General features: G+C 55.5%; 19 protein-coding genes. 13 read left to right on the top strand and 6 right to left on the bottom strand.

The window, feature by feature from the left end; translation table 11 throughout:
• Nucleotides 1–74 precede the first annotated feature (74 nt).
• The 3 genes from lexA (at nt 75) to ABLV11_RS09425 (ending at nt 2,415) form a co-directional block, all read left to right on the top strand.
• Complete coding sequence (gene lexA, locus ABLV11_RS09435; protein ID WP_004109543.1) at nt 75–683, top strand: transcriptional repressor LexA; 609 nt, start codon at nt 75–77, stop codon at nt 681–683.
• A 69-nt stretch (nt 684–752) separates the two neighbouring features.
• Nucleotides 753–2,069, top strand: a complete 1,317-nt coding sequence (gene dinF, locus ABLV11_RS09430) for an MATE family efflux transporter DinF (protein WP_049593762.1) — start codon at nt 753–755, stop codon at nt 2,067–2,069.
• Between the two features lie 136 nt (nt 2,070–2,205).
• Nucleotides 2,206–2,415 carry a CsbD family protein gene (locus tag ABLV11_RS09425; protein ID WP_016808435.1) on the top strand — a complete coding sequence of 70 codons (210 nt, stop codon included), beginning with the start codon at nt 2,206–2,208 and terminating at the stop codon, nt 2,413–2,415.
• Nucleotides 2,416–2,505: 90 nt separating this feature from the next.
• Here ABLV11_RS09425 and zur read toward each other — a convergent pair whose 3' ends face one another.
• Nucleotides 2,506–3,021 carry a zinc uptake transcriptional repressor Zur gene (gene zur / locus ABLV11_RS09420; protein WP_004097781.1) on the bottom strand — a complete coding sequence of 172 codons (516 nt, stop codon included), beginning with the start codon at nt 3,019–3,021 and terminating at the stop codon, nt 2,506–2,508.
• 204 nt (nt 3,022–3,225) lie between these two features.
• Between zur and ABLV11_RS09415 the strand changes: the two genes are divergently transcribed.
• From ABLV11_RS09415 to pspG, 3 genes are all read left to right on the top strand, one after another.
• Entirely contained in the window at nt 3,226–3,714 is a 489-nt protein-coding gene (locus ABLV11_RS09415) for a cupin domain-containing protein (protein ID WP_004109530.1), read from the top strand.
• A gap of 104 nt (nt 3,715–3,818) precedes the next feature.
• Entirely contained in the window at nt 3,819–4,817 is a 999-nt protein-coding gene (dusA, locus tag ABLV11_RS09410) for a tRNA dihydrouridine(20/20a) synthase DusA (RefSeq protein ID WP_126488166.1), read from the top strand.
• 139 nt (nt 4,818–4,956) lie between these two features.
• Nucleotides 4,957–5,199 carry an envelope stress response protein PspG gene (gene pspG, locus ABLV11_RS09405; protein WP_004109526.1) on the top strand — a complete coding sequence of 81 codons (243 nt, stop codon included), beginning with the start codon at nt 4,957–4,959 and terminating at the stop codon, nt 5,197–5,199.
• A gap of 381 nt (nt 5,200–5,580) precedes the next feature.
• Here pspG and ABLV11_RS09400 read toward each other — a convergent pair whose 3' ends face one another.
• Complete coding sequence (locus ABLV11_RS09400) at nt 5,581–6,564, bottom strand: quinone oxidoreductase (protein WP_017145127.1); 984 nt, start codon at nt 6,562–6,564, stop codon at nt 5,581–5,583.
• A 61-nt stretch (nt 6,565–6,625) separates the two neighbouring features.
• On the opposite strand from ABLV11_RS09400, the gene dnaB reads away from it, so the two are divergent.
• Both dnaB and alr read left to right on the top strand, forming a co-directional pair.
• Nucleotides 6,626–8,041: a replicative DNA helicase gene (dnaB, locus tag ABLV11_RS09395; RefSeq protein ID WP_004097788.1), complete on the top strand. Its 1,416-nt coding sequence runs from the start codon at nt 6,626–6,628 to the stop codon at nt 8,039–8,041.
• A 145-nt stretch (nt 8,042–8,186) separates the two neighbouring features.
• Complete coding sequence (gene alr / locus ABLV11_RS09390) at nt 8,187–9,266, top strand: alanine racemase (protein WP_064343591.1); 1,080 nt, start codon at nt 8,187–8,189, stop codon at nt 9,264–9,266.
• Nucleotides 9,267–9,354: 88 nt separating this feature from the next.
• Here the strand turns inward: alr and ABLV11_RS09385 are convergent, their stop codons facing one another.
• Entirely contained in the window at nt 9,355–10,086 is a 732-nt protein-coding gene (locus ABLV11_RS09385; RefSeq protein ID WP_224250544.1) for a hypothetical protein, read from the bottom strand.
• Nucleotides 10,087–10,157: 71 nt separating this feature from the next.
• Here ABLV11_RS09385 and tyrB point away from each other — a divergent pair, with 71 nt between their 5' ends.
• From tyrB to ABLV11_RS09365, 4 genes are all read left to right on the top strand, one after another.
• A complete protein-coding gene (tyrB, locus tag ABLV11_RS09380; RefSeq protein ID WP_004109518.1) occupies nt 10,158–11,351 on the top strand; it encodes an aromatic amino acid transaminase in 1,194 nt (397 codons plus the stop codon).
• 196 nt (nt 11,352–11,547) lie between these two features.
• Nucleotides 11,548–12,261: an acid phosphatase AphA gene (aphA, locus tag ABLV11_RS09375; RefSeq protein WP_004109510.1), complete on the top strand. Its 714-nt coding sequence runs from the start codon at nt 11,548–11,550 to the stop codon at nt 12,259–12,261.
• Nucleotides 12,262–12,403: 142 nt separating this feature from the next.
• Nucleotides 12,404–12,820 (top strand): secondary thiamine-phosphate synthase enzyme YjbQ, encoded by a 417-nt coding sequence (locus tag ABLV11_RS09370; RefSeq protein WP_004109507.1) that lies wholly within the window; start codon nt 12,404–12,406, stop codon nt 12,818–12,820.
• 2 nt (nt 12,821–12,822) lie between these two features.
• Nucleotides 12,823–13,176 carry an MmcQ/YjbR family DNA-binding protein gene (locus tag ABLV11_RS09365; RefSeq protein WP_004097793.1) on the top strand — a complete coding sequence of 118 codons (354 nt, stop codon included), beginning with the start codon at nt 12,823–12,825 and terminating at the stop codon, nt 13,174–13,176.
• Between the two features lie 2 nt (nt 13,177–13,178).
• Here the strand turns inward: ABLV11_RS09365 and ABLV11_RS09360 are convergent, their stop codons facing one another.
• The 3 genes from ABLV11_RS09360 to uvrA all read right to left on the bottom strand — a co-directional run bounded on the left by ABLV11_RS09360 (nt 13,179) and on the right by uvrA (nt 16,868).
• Nucleotides 13,179–13,496, bottom strand: a complete 318-nt coding sequence (locus ABLV11_RS09360; RefSeq protein WP_004109504.1) for a hypothetical protein — start codon at nt 13,494–13,496, stop codon at nt 13,179–13,181.
• Between the two features lie 2 nt (nt 13,497–13,498).
• Nucleotides 13,499–13,909 (bottom strand): hypothetical protein, encoded by a 411-nt coding sequence (locus ABLV11_RS09355; RefSeq protein WP_126488170.1) that lies wholly within the window; start codon nt 13,907–13,909, stop codon nt 13,499–13,501.
• A 133-nt stretch (nt 13,910–14,042) separates the two neighbouring features.
• The gene (gene uvrA, locus ABLV11_RS09350) at nt 14,043–16,868 is read right to left on the bottom strand and encodes an excinuclease ABC subunit UvrA (protein WP_004109498.1); all 2,826 of its coding nucleotides are present in this window, start codon (nt 16,866–16,868) and stop codon (nt 14,043–14,045) included.
• A 246-nt stretch (nt 16,869–17,114) separates the two neighbouring features.
• Here uvrA and ssb1 point away from each other — a divergent pair, with 246 nt between their 5' ends.
• Nucleotides 17,115–17,642 (top strand): single-stranded DNA-binding protein SSB1, encoded by a 528-nt coding sequence (gene ssb1, locus ABLV11_RS09345; RefSeq protein ID WP_004097799.1) that lies wholly within the window; start codon nt 17,115–17,117, stop codon nt 17,640–17,642.
• Nucleotides 17,643–17,788: the final 146 nt, after the last annotated feature.

Genomic DNA, 17,788 nt, shown 5'->3' with positions numbered 1-17,788 from the left:
GTGAAATGTGGTTCCAAAATCACCGTTAGCTGTATATACTCACAGCATAACTGTATATACACCCAGGGGGCGGAATGAAAGCGTTAACGACCAGGCAGCAAGAGGTGTTTGATCTCATTCGGGATCATATCAGCCAGACGGGCATGCCGCCGACGCGTGCGGAGATTGCTCAGCGCTTGGGGTTCCGTTCCCCAAACGCGGCGGAAGAGCACCTGAAAGCGCTGGCGCGTAAAGGCGCTATCGAAATCGTTTCCGGCGCCTCCCGCGGTATTCGTCTGCTGACGGAAGAAGAAACGGGCCTGCCGCTTATTGGCCGCGTAGCAGCAGGGGAACCGCTGCTGGCCCAGCAGCATATTGAAGGCCACTATCAGGTCGATCCGGCCATGTTTAAACCGAATGCCGATTTTCTGCTGCGCGTCAGCGGTATGTCGATGAAAGACATCGGCATTCTTGATGGCGACCTGCTGGCAGTCCATAAAACTCAGGATGTACGTAACGGCCAGGTAGTTGTGGCGCGTATTGACGAAGAAGTAACCGTAAAGCGCCTGAAAAAGCAGGGTAACGTCGTCGAACTGCTGCCGGAAAACAGCGAATTTTCGCCAATCGTGGTGGATCTTCGTCAACAAAGTTTCACCATTGAAGGCCTGGCCGTCGGCGTTATTCGCAACGGCAACTGGCAGTAAACTCTTCCTCTCGCGGCATCATCTGATGCATGATGCTGCGTCGTTTTTCCTCTTTTTGGCACTCTCTCCATGTTTTTTAACGCCGCCGACAAAGCCCTGTGGCGCTTAGCGCTGCCCATGATCTTCTCCAATATCACCGTTCCGCTGCTCGGGCTGGTGGACACCGCCGTTATTGGTCATCTCGATAGCCCGGTTTATCTGGGGGGCGTGGCGGTTGGCGCAACGGCAACCAGCTTCCTTTTTATGCTGCTGCTGTTCCTGCGAATGAGTACCACTGGGCTGACGGCCCAGGCGTACGGCGCTAAAGATCCGCAGCGTCTGGCGCGTGCGCTGGTGCAGCCGCTGTGCCTGGCGCTGGCCGCCGGGGCGGCCATTGTGCTCTTGCGGATGCCGTTGATCGACCTGGCGCTGCACATCGTCGGCGGCAGCGAAGCCGTGCTCGAACAGGCCAGACGCTTCCTTGAGATCCGCTGGCTAAGCGCGCCGGCATCGCTGGCGAACCTGGTCCTGCTGGGCTGGCTGCTGGGCGTGCAGTACGCCAGAGCGCCGGTGATCCTGCTGGTGGTCGGCAATGTTCTTAACATTGTGCTCGATGTATGGCTGGTGATGGGCCTGCATATGAACGTGCAGGGGGCGGCGCTGGCAACGGTCACGGCAGAATACGCCACTTTCTTTATCGGCCTGCTGATGGCAAGGCGCGTGCTGGCGCTGCGCGGCGTTTCCCTGCTAATGCTAAAAAACGCCTGGCGCGGCGATATACGTCGCCTGCTGGCGCTGAATCGCGACATCATGCTGCGTTCGCTGCTGCTACAGCTTTGCTTCGGTGCGGTAACGGTATTTGGCGCTCGCCTCGGCGCCGATGTCGTCGCGGTCAATGCGGTTCTCATGACGATGCTGACCTTTACCGCCTACGCGCTGGACGGTTTTGCCTACGCCGTTGAGGCGCACTCCGGGCAGGCCTACGGCGCGCGCGACGATAGCCGGCTGCTGGCTGTCTGGCATGCGGCTTGCCGCCAGTCAGGAATAGTGGCGCTGGCGTTTGCGCTGATTTACGGACTTGCTGGCGAACAGATTATTGCGTTGCTGACCTCGCTGCCTTCCCTGCAGCAGCTGGCCGACCGCTATCTGGTCTGGCAGATGATTCTGCCGGTCATTGGCGTCTGGTGCTACCTGCTGGACGGCATGTTTATCGGTGCGACGCGCGGTGCGGAGATGCGTAACAGCATGGCGGTGGCGGCGGCGGGGTTTGCCCTGACGCTATTGACGGTACCCACGCTCGGTAACCATGGACTGTGGCTGGCGCTGACGGTATTTCTCGCTCTGCGCGGCGTTTCCCTGGCAGCGATCTGGCGGCGGCACTGGCGGCGCGGAACCTGGTTTTCGTAATGCATTTAGTACATCTGATGGTTAAAGATTCCGAATAATAAATCTTACTCAGAATACTCATCTATAGTTAAGTCATGTCCGAAACACAGCGGGCTGTTCATTCACCGAACGATAACCGAACGATGAGGAATGCATGATGAATAAAGACGAAATCGGCGGTAACTGGAAACAGTTCAAAGGTAAAGCGAAAGAGAAATGGGGCAAGCTGACTGATGATGACATGACCGTCATTGAGGGTAAGCGTGACCAGCTGGTCGGTAAAATCCAGGAACGCTATGGATATGAAAAAGACCAGGCAGACAAAGAAGTGACCGATTGGGAAACCAAAAACGACTACCGCTGGTAGCGAAAACGTCGTGTTTTAACCCACTGTTATTGCCTGCACGATCGGTACATGAAGGTGCCGCTACCCTTGATTCCCGCTGCGGCTAACGCCTCAGCGGGCTTTCTTTTTAATCTGGATGGTATGGTCGTGATGACAGTGGCCCGGCGTACTGCAGGATTCGACCTCGACGCAGGCAGCGCAGAGGCCGTGAGCTTCAATGACGTTGTGGCGCAGCGCGAATCCCATTCTTGCCGCCAGCGTATGCATTATATCTTCGACGCCTTCCGCGCACTCTTCTTTCACGCCGCCGCAGCGGTCGCAAATAAACATCGCTGAGCTGTGGGTTGGCTGATCGAAAAGGTGGCACAGCACGTAGCTATTGGTCGATTCCACCTTATGCACGAACCCCTGCTCCAGTAAAAACTCCAGCGCCCGATAGACGGTCGGCGGTTTAGCCTGAGGCTCTTTTTCACGAAGCAGATCGAGCAGGTCGTAGGCGCTGATTGCCCCTTGCTGCAGGCTCATCAAACGCAATACTTCGAGGCGCTGCGGGGTCAGGCGCACGCCACGCTGCGCGCAGAGCTTTTCAGCATGCGCTAACATTTGTTGCGAAGTGGTCTTATCCATGAGCGTCCTCTGGTTGCGTGAATCTCAAACTGTTACTTTATCACGATACCAATGAAACGCCGAGACCCGGTGGACTATACCCGTCACACTTCGCGTCACATACGCTTTGGCAGCGTCAATTCGTCCCAGCCGTCACGCTCCTGGGGTCGCTCTGGCTTGCCCCCTTATGCTATACCTGATGCATCTCATTTTCGGGAGAAAACGATGAAACGACCTGATTGCATTCGACACTGGCGTGAACTGGAAGGGGCGGATGATTCCACCTACCCTGACAGTACCGAGCTTTTCTCCATCGGTGCGCCGCTGGCGCGCGGCCTGCGGCTCAATCGTCTGGGGATCCACCATGAGCGCCTGCCGCCCGGGCGCCGCACTTCTTATCCACATGCGGAAAGCGACGAAGAAGAGTTTATCTACGTGCTGGAAGGCTATCCGGAAGTGTGGATCAACGGCTACCTGTGGAAGCTTGAGCCGGGGGATAGCGTCGGTTTTCCTGCCGGAACCGGTATTTGCCACACGTTCCTCAATAACACCGAACAGGAGGTCCGCCTGTTAGTCGTTGGTGAGGCAAACAAGAAATTTAATCGTATCTACTATCCGCTTAACCCCGGCTATGCCGCTACGCGTCAGGATCGCTGGGTTGACCATCCGCCGCAGTTTTTCGGCCCTCACGACGGCAAGCCGCGGAAAAAATAGCGTTTATTGCGGGATGGAAAGGGGGCGCGCCGACGCTATGCGCCAGTGGTTTATCTTTGTGCTATAGTAGCGCCCCTTTTTACCCGGATGCTTATTTATTCGCCATGATGTCAGAATCAACGTCTACTGCTTTTGCTGCCCACCGTTTTTCCATCGCGCCCATGCTCGACTGGACCGACAGACACTGCCGTTATTTTCTGCGTCAGCTGTCGCGCCACACGCTGCTGTATACCGAAATGGTGACCACCGGCGCGATTATTCACGGTAAGGGCGACTATCTGGCCTACAGCGAAGAAGAGCATCCGGTCGCCCTGCAGCTCGGCGGCAGCGATCCGGCTGCGCTGGCGCACTGCGCAAAGCTGGCGCAGGCGCGCGGCTATGATGAAATTAACCTCAACGTCGGCTGCCCGTCCGATCGCGTACAGAACGGTATGTTTGGCGCCTGCCTGATGGGGAACGCGCAGCTGGTGGCTGACTGTATTAAAGCGATGCGCGACGTCGTGTCGATCCCGGTTACGGTAAAAACCCGTATCGGCATTGACGACCAGGACAGCTATGAGTTTCTGTGCGATTTTATCGAAACGGTATCCGGGGAGGGCGAATGCGAGATGTTCATCATCCACGCGCGTAAAGCCTGGCTTTCAGGCCTGAGCCCCAAAGAGAACCGCGAGATTCCGCCGCTGGACTATCCACGCGTTTACCAGCTTAAGCGCGATTTCCCGCATCTGACCATGGCGATCAACGGCGGTATTAAGTCGCTGGAAGAGGCAAAGGAGCATCTTGAGCATATGGACGGCGTGATGGTAGGCCGTGAGGCCTATCAGAATCCGGGTATTCTGGCCTCGGTGGATCGGGAGATTTTCGGCGTGGAAGGCGTCGATGCTGACCCGGTTTCCGTGGTCCGGGCGATGTATCCCTATATCGAACGCGAACTGAGTAACGGAACCTACCTGGGGCACGTAACGCGTCATATGCTGGGGCTCTTCCAGGGCATTCCCGGCGCGCGCCAGTGGCGTCGCTATCTGAGCGAAAATGCGCATAAAGCCGGGGCGGACATCAACGTACTGGAACAGGCGTTGAAACTGGTTGCCGACAAGCGTTAGTTTTTCGCTAAAATCTGGTCAAATTCACCACGCCTGGCACCTGACATGTCGGGCGTTTTTGTTTTTATTCAATAACTTATATTTGGCATGATTTTTGTAATATCCAGCAAGGTAGATTACATTTCTTTAGGGGAAGACGATGCTGGAACTCTTATTTGTTATTGGCTTTTTTGTCATGCTGTTGGTCACCGGCGTTTCACTGCTGGGAATTATTGCCGCGATTGTGGTCGCGACCGCGCTGATGTTTGTCGGTGGTTTGTTTGCGTTAATGATTAAGCTGCTGCCCTGGCTGCTGCTGGCCGTAGTCGTGGTGTGGGTGATTCGGGCGATAAAATCGCCAACCGGGAACCGTTATCGCGGTAATAACCGCTGGCGTTACTAAGGTATTGAGCGGTATGTCACAACCTGAAGATTTTTGCATAAAACAGCGTAGGCTTTGCTTATTAAATCTGTCACTATTAGCGCGTTAACGAATTCATCGAGCTGTACCCTACATACAGCCGAACAAAAAAAGTAAGGGCTTCCCAGGGGGAAGCCCTAAACTTTTCTTCTTCTCCCGTCATACTTCAGGCTGCAGGGGCGTTGGTTGCTGAGTGACTCGTCTCATCCATGAGACTCGCCCTTACGGGCCGTCGCTTTGCGGCGTTCAAATCTGTTTCTGACAGATTTGTCATTCACCCCAGTCGCTTACTGTTGTCAGCTCCTGGGGATTCATTCACTTACTCTCTTCCTGTAGCCCGGCTCATTTAGGGAAAAGCCATAACTATGGCAACAGCAAACTCGAGCCCTGCGTCGCCCGGCTTTCCAGCACCTCATGCGCGCGGCGGGCATCGCTCAATGCATATTTCTGACTCTCCGCAACATCCACTTTTATCACCCCGCTGGCGATCAGCGAGAACAGCTCGTTGCTGGCCTCCGTCAGCTCTTCGCGCGTAGTGATATAGCCCTGCAGCGACGGGCGGGTAACGTACAGCGAACCTTTCTGGTTGAGAATGCCGAGATTCACGCCGGTCACCGGGCCCGAAGAGTTGCCGAAGCTCACCATCAGCCCCCGGCGCTGCAGGCAATCAAGAGACGCTTCCCAGGTATCTTTACCGACGGAATCATAAACCACCTGAACTTTCTTACCGTCGGTGATCTCTTTCAGGCGTTCGACGATATTCTCTTCGCGATAGTTAATTATCTGCCAGGCGCCGGCCTGTTTAGCGCGTTCGGCTTTTTGCGCGCTGCCGACGGTACCGATCAGCTTAGCGCCCAGCGCTTTGGCCCACTGACAGGCGATGAGCCCGACGCCGCCGGCCGCCGCGTGGAACAGGAACGGCTCGCCTGCTTTGATCTCATAGGTTTTACGCAGCAGGTAATAAACCGTGAGCCCTTTCAGGAACGACGCTGCCGCCTGCTCGAAAGAGATGGCGTCCGGTAAAATAGCGGCCTTATCGGCAGGTACGTTATGCACGGAGCTATAGGCCCCCAGCGCCGATTGCGCGTAGACCACCCGGTCGCCGGCTTTAATATGCTTTACGCCGTTACCGACTTTGCTCACGACGCCAGCGGCTTCGGTGCCGAGGCTGCTCGGCAATGACGGCGGTGGATAGAGGCCGCTGCGGATATAGGTATCAATGTAGTTGATGCCGATGGCCTTGTTCTCTACCTGAATTTCGTGCTCTGCGGGATCTTTCGGCGTGAACTCCACCGCTTGCAGAACATCAGGCCCTCCGTGCTGGTGAAATTCAATTCGTGTTGCCATGCTTCCTCCAGAAATGTGGTAATCTTTCGACCCATTCACTATCTCGGTAACTCCATTCACTATGGCAGGAAATAAACCCTTCAACAAACCACAGACTGAACCCCGCGAGCGAGATTATCAGCTCGATGGGTTAAAGGTCCCGCCGCACTCGATTGAAGCGGAACAGTCGGTGTTGGGCGGTTTAATGCTGGATAACGAACGCTGGGACGACGTTGCCGAGCGCGTTGTTTCGGAAGATTTCTATACTCGCCCGCATCGCCATATTTTCACTGAAATGGCGCGCCTGCAGGAGTCGGGTAGCCCGATCGACCTGATTACGCTCGCCGAATCGCTGGAGCGTCAGGGGCAGCTGGACAGCGTCGGCGGATTCGCCTACCTGGCGGAATTATCGAAAAATACGCCAAGTGCGGCGAATATCAGCGCTTATGCCGATATCGTCCGCGAACGCGCGGTGGTACGCGAAATGATCTCGGTGGCGAATGAAATCGCCGAAGCCGGTTTCGATCCCCAGGGCCGCACCAGCGAAGATCTGCTCGACCTCGCCGAATCCCGGGTCTTTAAAATCGCCGAAAGCCGCGCGAATAAAGATGAAGGGCCGAAAAATATCGCCGACGTGCTCGACGCCACCGTGGCGCGAATTGAGCAGCTCTTCCAGCAGCCGCATGACGGCGTCACCGGGGTCAATACCGGCTATGACGATCTCAATAAAAAGACCGCCGGTCTTCAGCCGTCGGACCTGATTATTGTTGCCGCGCGTCCATCGATGGGTAAAACGACGTTTGCGATGAACCTCGTGGAAAACGCGGCGATGTTGCAGGATAAACCGGTCCTCATCTTCAGTCTGGAGATGCCCTCGGAGCAGATTATGATGCGTTCTCTGGCCTCGCTGTCGCGCGTTGACCAGACCCGTATTCGAACCGGCCAGCTGGATGATGAAGACTGGGCGCGCATTTCCGGCACCATGGGGATTCTGCTGGAAAAACGCAACATCTATATCGATGACTCCTCCGGCCTGACGCCGACGGAAGTGCGTTCACGCGCGCGGCGTATCGCCCGCGAGCACGGCGGTATCGGCCTGATTATGATCGACTACCTGCAGCTGATGCGCGTGCCGTCGCTCTCCGATAACCGTACGCTGGAAATCGCCGAAATTTCCCGCTCGCTCAAGGCGCTGGCGAAGGAGCTGCAGGTGCCGGTGGTGGCGCTGTCGCAGCTTAACCGCTCTCTGGAACAGCGTGCGGATAAGCGCCCGGTGAACTCCGACCTGCGTGAATCTGGCTCCATTGAGCAGGATGCCGACTTAATCATGTTTATCTACCGTGATGAGGTTTACCACGAAAACAGTGACTTAAAAGGCATCGCCGAAATTATTATTGGTAAACAGCGTAACGGTCCCATCGGGACGGTGCGCCTGACGTTTAACGGTCAGTGGTCGCGTTTTGATAATTATGCTGGGCCACAATACGACGACGAATAAATCTCCGTCATCCTTCATGCCGCAGATGCGTTGACTACGCCTGTTCTCCCCGGTCACTTAGTTTACTAAGCTCCCGGGGATTCTCAGGCTTGTCGCCTTCCTGCAACACGAAGGATTTAGGAGATGCTTTTATTAAGGAATTCAAATGCAAGCGGCAACTGTAGTCATTAACCGCCGCGCTCTGCGACACAACCTGCAACGATTACGTGAACTGGCGCCTGCCAGCAAACTGGTTGCGGTGGTGAAAGCGAACGCCTACGGACACGGTCTTCTTGAGACCGCGCGAACGCTCCCGGACGCCGATGCTTTTGGCGTCGCCCGTCTTGAAGAAGCCCTGCGCCTGCGCGCGGGCGGTATCGCCCAGCCGATTCTGCTGCTGGAGGGGTTCTTTGAGGCCGCTGACCTGGCGATTATTTCCGCCCAGCGTCTGCATACTGCGGTACACAGCCCGGAACAGCTGGCGGCGCTGGAAGATGCCGACTTACCCGAACCGATCACCGTATGGATGAAGCTGGATACCGGAATGCACCGATTAGGCGTTCTGCCCGAACAGGCCGAAGCCTTCTATCAGCGCCTGAGCCAGTGTAAAAACGTCCGTCAGCCGGTAAATATCGTCAGCCATTTTGCCCGTGCGGATGAGCCAGAGTGCGGCGCGACCGAACGTCAGCTGGATATCTTTACCACCTTCGCGGAAGGGAAACCGGGGCTGCGTTCTATCGCCGCATCCGGCGGTATATTGCTGTGGCCGCAGTCGCACTTCGACTGGGCGCGTCCGGGGATTATTCTCTACGGCGTGTCGCCGCTCGACGGTGGATCCACCGGCGCGGATTTTGGCTGCCAGCCGGTGATGTCCCTGACCTCCAGCCTGATTGCGGTCCGCGAGCATAAAGCCGGCGAGCCGGTGGGCTACGGCGGAACCTGGATCAGCGAGCGCGATACGCGTTTAGGCGTTGTGGCGATGGGCTATGGCGATGGCTATCCGCGCGCCGCGCCGTCCGGAACGCCGGTGCTGGTTAACGGGCGTGAGGTGCCGATTGTCGGACGCGTGGCGATGGATATGATTTGCGTCGATCTTGGGCCTGAAGCGCAGGATAAGGCTGGCGATGCGGTCGTGCTGTGGGGCGAAGGTTTACCCGTCGAACGTATTGCCGAAATCACAAAAGTAAGTGCTTACGAACTTATTACGCGCCTGACTTCACGGGTGTCGATGAAGTACATGGATTAATGTTCTTTCTCGTTTGCCCTGGCAGCGTTGCCGGGGCATGGTCCACCAGCCCATCCTGACTTATTCCGTAGAATTGCTGGCTGCCACTTCATTCTACTGGGTCTTCTCCGCGTAGGATTCGTGCGTCGTTATAAAGCCGGTTGCGATAATCATTAGGTTGAACAATTGAGTCATCAATGCGTTGCCAAATCTCATCGATAGAATTCGCCACGCTAAACCCGGCGGTTGTGAGTAACTGGCGGATATGTGGGAATTCGTCTTCGTCACAACTGATTGCCAGATAGTTTGCGATGGTGTCTGCTACCAGTTCATATTGCCCTTCTGAATCCAGACGTACCACCTGTGCCTGCTCCAGAGGAATATTATCCGGACCACGCCATAGTCCCACGTACCCCTCATTATCCTCACAAAACCAACTGATAAGTTTATTGGTGGCCTGCATCGCTCTGACGTTGTCAACAATATCGGGGTCAGCCCAATCTTTTTCATTTAAATAGCTGGTATCAGACGGCGCTTCCCATTGAGGGTTATCTGTGAGTTCTAACTCAATATATTCAGTAATTTCAGAAAGTTGATTGATTTTCCCACGCAATAGTAATATCTCGGGAGTCATGGCGTTTGTCCTTGTCTGCGGCGTTATAAATCGATTATCAGAGGCGGGTTTAACGTAATTTTTTATCGTATAACCGCTTTCCTTCCAGAGCATTGTAAAATCAACGTCCGCAATCGGGGGGCTATCCATAAATTCATTATCCTTTTTTACGTCGTGCTGCTCCAGTTTATGAGGCTTTATGCTATAGGGAATAAAGAAGGTCAACATCCCCTCGACCTTCTTTCGCATCCAGTTTATTGTGTTATGACTTGCCTCATGTAAACCTGGAGAAACATCACGTGTTTCAGAAAGTTGACGCCTACGCTGGCGATCCCATTCTCTCCCTGATGGAGCGTTTTAAAGACGATCCGCGTAGTGACAAAGTAAACCTCAGCATCGGTCTTTATTACAACGAAGACGGCATTATTCCGCAGCTGCAGGCGGTTGCCGAAGCGGAGGCGCGCCTTAATGCTCAGCCGCACGGCGCCTCAATCTATTTACCTATGGAAGGACTGAACGCCTACCGTCACGCTATCGCGCCACTGTTGTTCGGTGCCGATCATCCGGTACTGGCGCAACATCGCGTGGCCTCCATTCAGACGTTGGGCGGCTCCGGCGCCCTGAAAGTCGGCGCTGATTTCCTGAAACGCTACTTCTCGGGCTCGCAGGTGTGGGTTAGCGATCCGACGTGGGAAAACCATATCGCGATATTCGAAGGGGCTGGATTCGAAGTAAGTACTTACCCATGGTTTGATGATAAAACCAATGGCGTGCGTTTTGAGGCGTTCCTGGAAAAACTCAAATCGCTACCGGAGCGCGATATCGTGCTACTGCATCCGTGCTGCCATAACCCAACGGGAGCCGATCTCAGCAATGCGCAGTGGGACGACGTCGTTGAGGTGCTGAAAGCGCGTCATTTAATTCCTTTCCTCGATATTGCCTATCAGGGCTTTGGCGCCGGCATGGAAGAGGATGCCTACGCTATCCGCGCCATTGCGCGCGCCGGGATCCCGCTGCTGGTGAGCAACTCCTTCTCGAAAATCTTCTCCCTGTATGGTGAACGCGTGGGCGGACTGTCGATCGTCTGTGAAGATGCAGAAACCGCGGGTCGTGTACTGGGGCAATTGAAAGCGACCGTACGGCGCAACTACTCCAGCCCGCCGAACTTTGGCGCGCAGGTCGTGGCGGCGGTACTGGGCGACAGCGAGCTGAAAGCCTCATGGCTGGCGGAAGTGGAAGAGATGCGTACCCGTATTCTGGCCATGCGTCACGAGCTGGTGAATGTGCTGAAAGAGACGGTGCCGGGCGGTGATTTTGACTACCTGCTTAAGCAGCGCGGCATGTTTAGCTATACCGGTTTCAGCCCAGCCCAGGTTGACCGCCTGCGCGATGAGTTCGGTGTCTACCTGATCGCCAGCGGCCGTATGTGCGTAGCCGGGCTGAATTCAGGCAACGTGCGGCGCGTCGCGCAGGCATTTGCTGCTGTAATATAAGTTTTTCCTGACCTTTTTTGCCCGCGTCAAATCATGACGCGGGTAATTCCCTACCTGAAGTGTGATCATTCTCTTTTTATATGACATCAGAGCAGAAAAATCTTCCTATCCGCGCCAGCGGGGGGTAAGGTCTTGATGCATTAATAAGCGTACACATTATTGAAAATTATAACGATTCGATTATTTAGGGAAAAATATGCGCAAGATCACCCTGGCCTTTGGGGCCGTCTGCTTACTGTTCACGCTAAATAGCTCCGTCGTTGCTCGCGCTTCCACACCGCAGCCGCTGTGGACGGGCACCAATATGGCGAAACTCGCCGAACAGGCGCCGATCCATTGGGTTTCCGTGGCCCAGATTGAAAATAGCCTGTTGGGGCGCCAGCCGATGGCCGTCGGGTTTGATATTGATGATACCGTCCTGTTTTCCAGCCCGGGATTCTGGCGCGGGCAGAAAACCTATTCCCCCGGCAGCGATGATTACCTGAAAAATCCGGAGTTCTGGGAAAAAATGAACAACGGCTGGGATGAATTCAGCATGCCGAAAGAGGTGGCGCGCCAGCTGATTGCGATGCACGTGAAGCGCGGCGATAGCATCTATTTTGTGACCGGACGTAGCCAGACCAAAACCGAAACGGTAACGAAAACCCTACAGGATGATTTTCTCATCCCGGCAGCGAATATGAACCCGGTTATTTTTGCTGGCGATAAGCCCGGTCAGAACACCAAAACGCAGTGGCTGCAGGAGAAAGGGATCAAAGTCTTCTACGGCGATTCGGATAACGATATCTCCGCCGCCCGAGAGGTAGGCGCGCGTGGGATCCGTATATTGCGAGCCTCGAATTCCTCCTATAAGCCTCTGCCGATGGCGGGCGCTCAGGGCGAAGAGGTCATTGTGAATTCAGAATATTAAGCCATCCATCGGCGTAAACATCATTAGCTCAAACGGCAGCCGACGCGCTGCCGTTTTTTTGTGCAAAATAGCGCGTCGGAGGTTTTACCTTTTCGCTTATTGCTGCACACTTAGGAAGGTTGATCGGTAAAAGGAGCGGTTTATGTGGCATCAGCAAACTCTGACCTTAGGCCCGAAATCACGGGGCTTTCATCTGGTCACTGATGAGGTTTTAAGCCAGATTCCCCAGCTTTCGGGAGTTAAAACTGGCCTGCTGCATTTGCTGCTCCAGCATACATCTGCTTCCCTGACGCTAAATGAAAACTGCGATCCGACCGTCCGCTACGATATGGAACAACATTTTCTGCATGCCGTACCGGATAATGCGCCGTATGAACACGATTATGAAGGTCCTGATGATATGCCCTCGCACATTAAATCTTCGATGCTGGGCGTATCGCTGATGCTGCCCGTTCAGGACGGACGCGTCAGGCTGGGGACCTGGCAGGGTATCTGGCTAGGGGAGCATCGTATTCACGGCGGATCGCGCCATATCATCGCGACGCTAATGGGGGAATAAAAATGACAATTTCGGATTTATTGCAGTACTGCATGGCAAAGCCGGGCGCTGAACAAAGCGTACATAGCGACTGGAAAGCGACGCAGATCAAAGCGGCGGACGTCCTGTTTGCGATGGTAAAAGAGGTGGAGGACAATCGGCCTGCGGTATCGTTAAAAACCAGCCCCGAGCTTGCGGAACTGCTAAGGCAGCAGCATCGCGACGTTCGCCCCAGCAAACACCTTAATAAAGCCCACTGGAGTACGGTGTTTCTGGATGGCTCCCTGCCTGATTCGCAAATTTACTACCTGGTGGATGCTTCATACCAGCAGGCACTTGATTCTCTTTCCGAGGCTAAGCGTAAACTATTGCCATAGCGTTAAATCCTCCCCAGCAGCGCCAGCAGGGTCACATCAAACAGGCGAAGCAGCGTGGAGTGCAGGTGCGTCTGCATGGCGATCTGTTCATTGCTGGCGCGAATGCTGGCAATATCGCGCTGCCCTTCGAGGAGCAGAATGAGATCGTCCTGACTTAACCAGCCGCGCGCTTTCTCCTGTAATGCCTGAAGCGTGAGCATTCCGGCGTCGCGAATGCCGCTGTCTTCATCATTTACTATCGCCTCCATAAGCTGTAGCCATTCTGCCGTATTCACGCCTGCGCCGGTCACCTGGGCGCTGACTTCTTTAATGATGGACATGGTTATCTCCCTGAACGCAGCTGTTCGCCGCTGATGGCCTGCTGATAAAGATATTCCGTTTGTTGCGCCAGAGCTCCGGCCGTGAAGGGCGTCAGCGCTGCATCCTGGCGGGAAACATGCGTGTAAAGCCGCTGATAATTCTTCTCCAGCACGCGCAGATTATTCTGCCGCAGCGCATCACCGTCGCTTAATGCCAGGCTAAATAGCTGACGAATCTGGCGATCCTCTTGTCTTAATAAGCGTTGGTCGACCGGCGCTGTCGCCGCATTGCTGATGAACTGCAGATGAAGCTGTTCCAGCATCAATAGCTGCTGGTGGGCCGTATTGCTGTAGCCGTCTACCCAGCTGCAGGCGGTTGTCACCAATAGCGCCGCGATAAGAGTGAATTGATAAAATCCGTGTTTGAAAGACATGATGCATCCTGCAATTTATGGCCGTGACGCTATCTGATGACAGATGTCGTGCGGCCGCAAATCACAAAATATCAGCGGAAGAAAAATGAGAGGAAATGATGCCTCTTCCCGGGACGAGAAGAGGCAGGTGAGGTTACTTCAGCATGGGCTTGAGGAAGCGAGCGGTATATGAAGCCTCGCATTCGGCGACCGTTTCCGGGGTTCCGGAAACGAGGATCTCTCCGCCGCCGCTTCCGCCTTCCGGCCCAAGGTCAACGATCCAGTCAGCCGTTTTGATGACATCCAGGTTATGCTCAATCACCACGATGGTATTACCCTGATCGCGCAGCTGATGCAGTACTTCCAGCAGCTGCTGAATATCGGCAAAGTGCAGACCGGTGGTCGGTTCATCAAGGATATACAGCGTCTGCCCGGTACCGCGTTTGGACAGCTCGCGCGCCAGCTTGACGCGCTGGGCCTCGCCGCCGGAGAGCGTAGTCGCCGACTGGCCAAGGCGAATATAGGTCAGCCCGACGTCCATCAGCGTTTGCAGCTTACGCGCCAGCGCCGGAACCGCATCGAAGAACTCACGGGCTTCTTCAATGGTCATATCCAGCACTTCATGAATCGTTTTGCCTTTGTACTTAATCTCCAGCGTTTCGCGGTTATAGCGTTTGCCTTTGCACTGGTCGCACGGTACGTAGATATCCGGCAGGAAGTGCATCTCGACTTTGATCACGCCGTCGCCCTGGCAGGCTTCACAGCGGCCGCCGCGCACGTTAAAGCTGAAGCGGCCCGGCGTGTAGCCACGCGAACGTGATTCAGGTACGCCGGCAAACAGTTCACGGACCGGAGTAAAGACGCCGGTGTAGGTGGCCGGGTTGGAGCGCGGCGTACGACCGATTGGGCTCTGGTCGATGTCGATCACTTTATCGAAATGTTCCAGACCCTGTACATCGCGGTACGGCGCCGGTTCCGCAATGGTGGCACCGTTGAGCTGGCGCTGGGCAATCGGGAACAGCGTGTCGTTGATCAGCGTGGATTTACCCGACCCTGAAACGCCGGTAATACAGGTGAAGAGCCCCACCGGCAGCGTCAGCGTTACGTCTTTCAGGTTGTTACCGCGCGCGCCGGACAGCTTCAGCACTTTCTCTGGATTCGCGGGTACGCGCTGTTTCGGCACCTCAATTTTACGCTTGCCGCTCATGAACTGGCCGGTCAGTGATTCCGGCACTGCCATGATATCTTCCAGCTTACCCTCGGCAACGACCTGACCGCCGTGCACGCCGGCGCCAGGGCCGATATCGATAACGTGGTCAGCGGCGCGAATAGCATCTTCATCGTGCTCAACGACAATCACCGTGTTGCCGAGATTACGCAGGTGGATTAGGGTTCCCAGCAGGCGTTCGTTATCGCGCTGATGCAGACCGATAGAGGGCTCATCCAGTACGTACATCACGCCGACCAGGCCTGCGCCGATCTGGCTGGCGAGGCGGATACGCTGCGCTTCGCCGCCGGAGAGGGTCTCCGCCGAACGGGAGAGCGTCAGGTAGTTCAGGCCGACATTGACGAGGAATTTCAGACGATCGCCAATCTCTTTCAGTACTTTTTCGGCAATTTGCGCGCGCTGGCCGGAGAGCTTCAGGTTGTTGAAGAAGTCCATCGCGTGGCCGATGCTCATGTCTGAGATGGTCGGCAGCGGCGTATTTTCCACAAACACGTGCCGCGCTTCGCGCTTAAGGCGTGTCCCTTCACAGCTGGCGCAGGGACGATTGCTAATGAATTTAGCTAACTCTTCGCGTACTGCGCTGGATTCCGTCTCTTTATAACGGCGCTCCATATTATGCAGCACGCCTTCAAACGGATGGCGGCGTACGGAGGTATCGCCGCGATCGTTCATATATTTGAATTCAATATTCTCTTTGCCTGAACCGTACAGCACGACCTTTTGTACGCTGGTATTGAGCGTGCCCCAGGGCGCTTCAACGTCGAATTCATAATGTTCCGCCAGCGACTTCAGCATCTGGAAGTAGTAAAAATTGCGCCGATCCCAGCCGCGAATCGCTCCGCCCGCCAGCGACAGCTCAGGGTTTTGAATCACGCGCTCCGGATCGAAATACTGCTGGACGCCGAGGCCGTCGCAGGTCGGGCAAGCGCCTGCCGGGTTGTTGAAGGAGAACAGGCGCGGTTCCAGTTCGCGCATGCTGTAGCCGCAAATCGGGCAGGCGAAGTTGGCGGAAAACAGCAGCTCTTCGGCTTTCGGATCGTCCATATTGGCGACGATGGCGGTGCCGCCCGACAGCTCCAGCGCGGTCTCAAAGGACTCGGCCAGACGCGTGCTGAGATCGTCGCGGACCTTAAAGCGGTCGATCACGACTTCGATGGTATGTTTCTTTTGCAGCTCCAGCTTCGGCGGATCGGAGAGATCGCAGACTTCGCCGTCGATCCTCGCGCGGATATAGCCCTGCCCGGCGAGGTTTTCCAGCGTTTTGTTATGTTCGCCTTTGCGCTCTTTAATGATCGGCGCCAGCAGCATCAGGCGCTGACCTTCAGGCTGGGAGAGAACATTATCCACCATCTGGCTCACGGTTTGCGCCGCCAGCGGCACATCGTGATCCGGGCAGCGGGGCTCGCCGACGCGCGCGTACAGCAGGCGCAGATAGTCGTGAATTTCGGTAATGGTGCCTACCGTAGAGCGGGGGTTGTGGGACGTTGATTTCTGTTCAATGGAAATCGCCGGCGACAGCCCTTCAATATGGTCGACGTCGGGCTTCTCCATCAGCGACAGGAACTGCCGCGCGTAGGCGGAGAGCGATTCAACGTAGCGACGCTGCCCTTCGGCATACAACGTGTCGAAAGCCAGTGAGGATTTGCCTGAACCCGAAAGCCCGGTGACGACAATGAGTTTGTCGCGCGGGATGACGAGGTTGATATTTTTGAGATTATGGGTGCGGGCGCCCCGAACTTCGATCTTATCCATTCACCTTTCCCGGTAGATACGCGGATTGCCTGGTTTGTTAGAAGGACAAACGGCAGAAACGGCTAATTATGACACAATTTAACCTGTTTGAATATACAGTATTGGAATGCATTTTCCGGCGAGGTATGCAAAAATGTCGTACCGCGAGAGTTCTCTGGAACATACTTCCCAGCTATCAACATAGCACCTGGAAATGGTACACTCGCGCGTTTACACTATTAAGAAACGCATTCAGGAGACACAAACATGGCCAGCAGAGGCGTAAACAAGGTGATTCTCGTCGGTAATCTGGGCCAGGACCCGGAAGTACGCTACATGCCGAGTGGTGGCGCAGTTGCCAACATTACGCTGGCTACTTCCGAATCCTGGCGTGATAAAGCGACCGGTGAGATGAAAGAGCAGACTGAATGGCACCGCGTTGTGCTGTTCGGCAAACTGGCGGAAGTGGCCGGCGAATATCTGCGCAAAGGTTCTCAGGTCTATATTGAAGGCCAGCTGCGCACCCGTAAATGGACTGACCAATCCGGTCAGGAAAAATACACCACCGAGGTTGTAGTCAACGTTGGCGGCACGATGCAAATGCTCGGCGGTCGTCAGCAGGGCGCGGGCGCCCCGGCAGGCGGTGGTCAGCAGCAGGGCGGTTGGGGACAGCCTCAGCAGCCGCAGGGCGGAAACCAGTTCAGCGGCGGCGCGCAGTCGCGTCCGCAGCAGCAGGCTCCGGCAGCGCCTTCCAATGAGCCGCCGATGGACTTTGACGACGATATTCCGTTCTAACGAAGCGTTAGCGTCGTAAAGCCCTCTCTGAAAAAGCCCCTGTTTGGGGCTTTTTCTATTTTCTGACGCAGCTTATCTGCATTAATTCACTGTGTGGCAGGTGTGGCAGGTGTGGCAGGTGTGGCAGGTGTGGCAGGTGTGGCAGG

This window comes from Klebsiella sp. GW_Kp181, from assembly GCF_040062315.1.
Taxonomy (GTDB): Bacteria; Pseudomonadota; Gammaproteobacteria; order Enterobacterales; family Enterobacteriaceae; genus Klebsiella; species Klebsiella oxytoca.
This window is presented reverse-complemented; position numbering and strand designations above follow the sequence as displayed.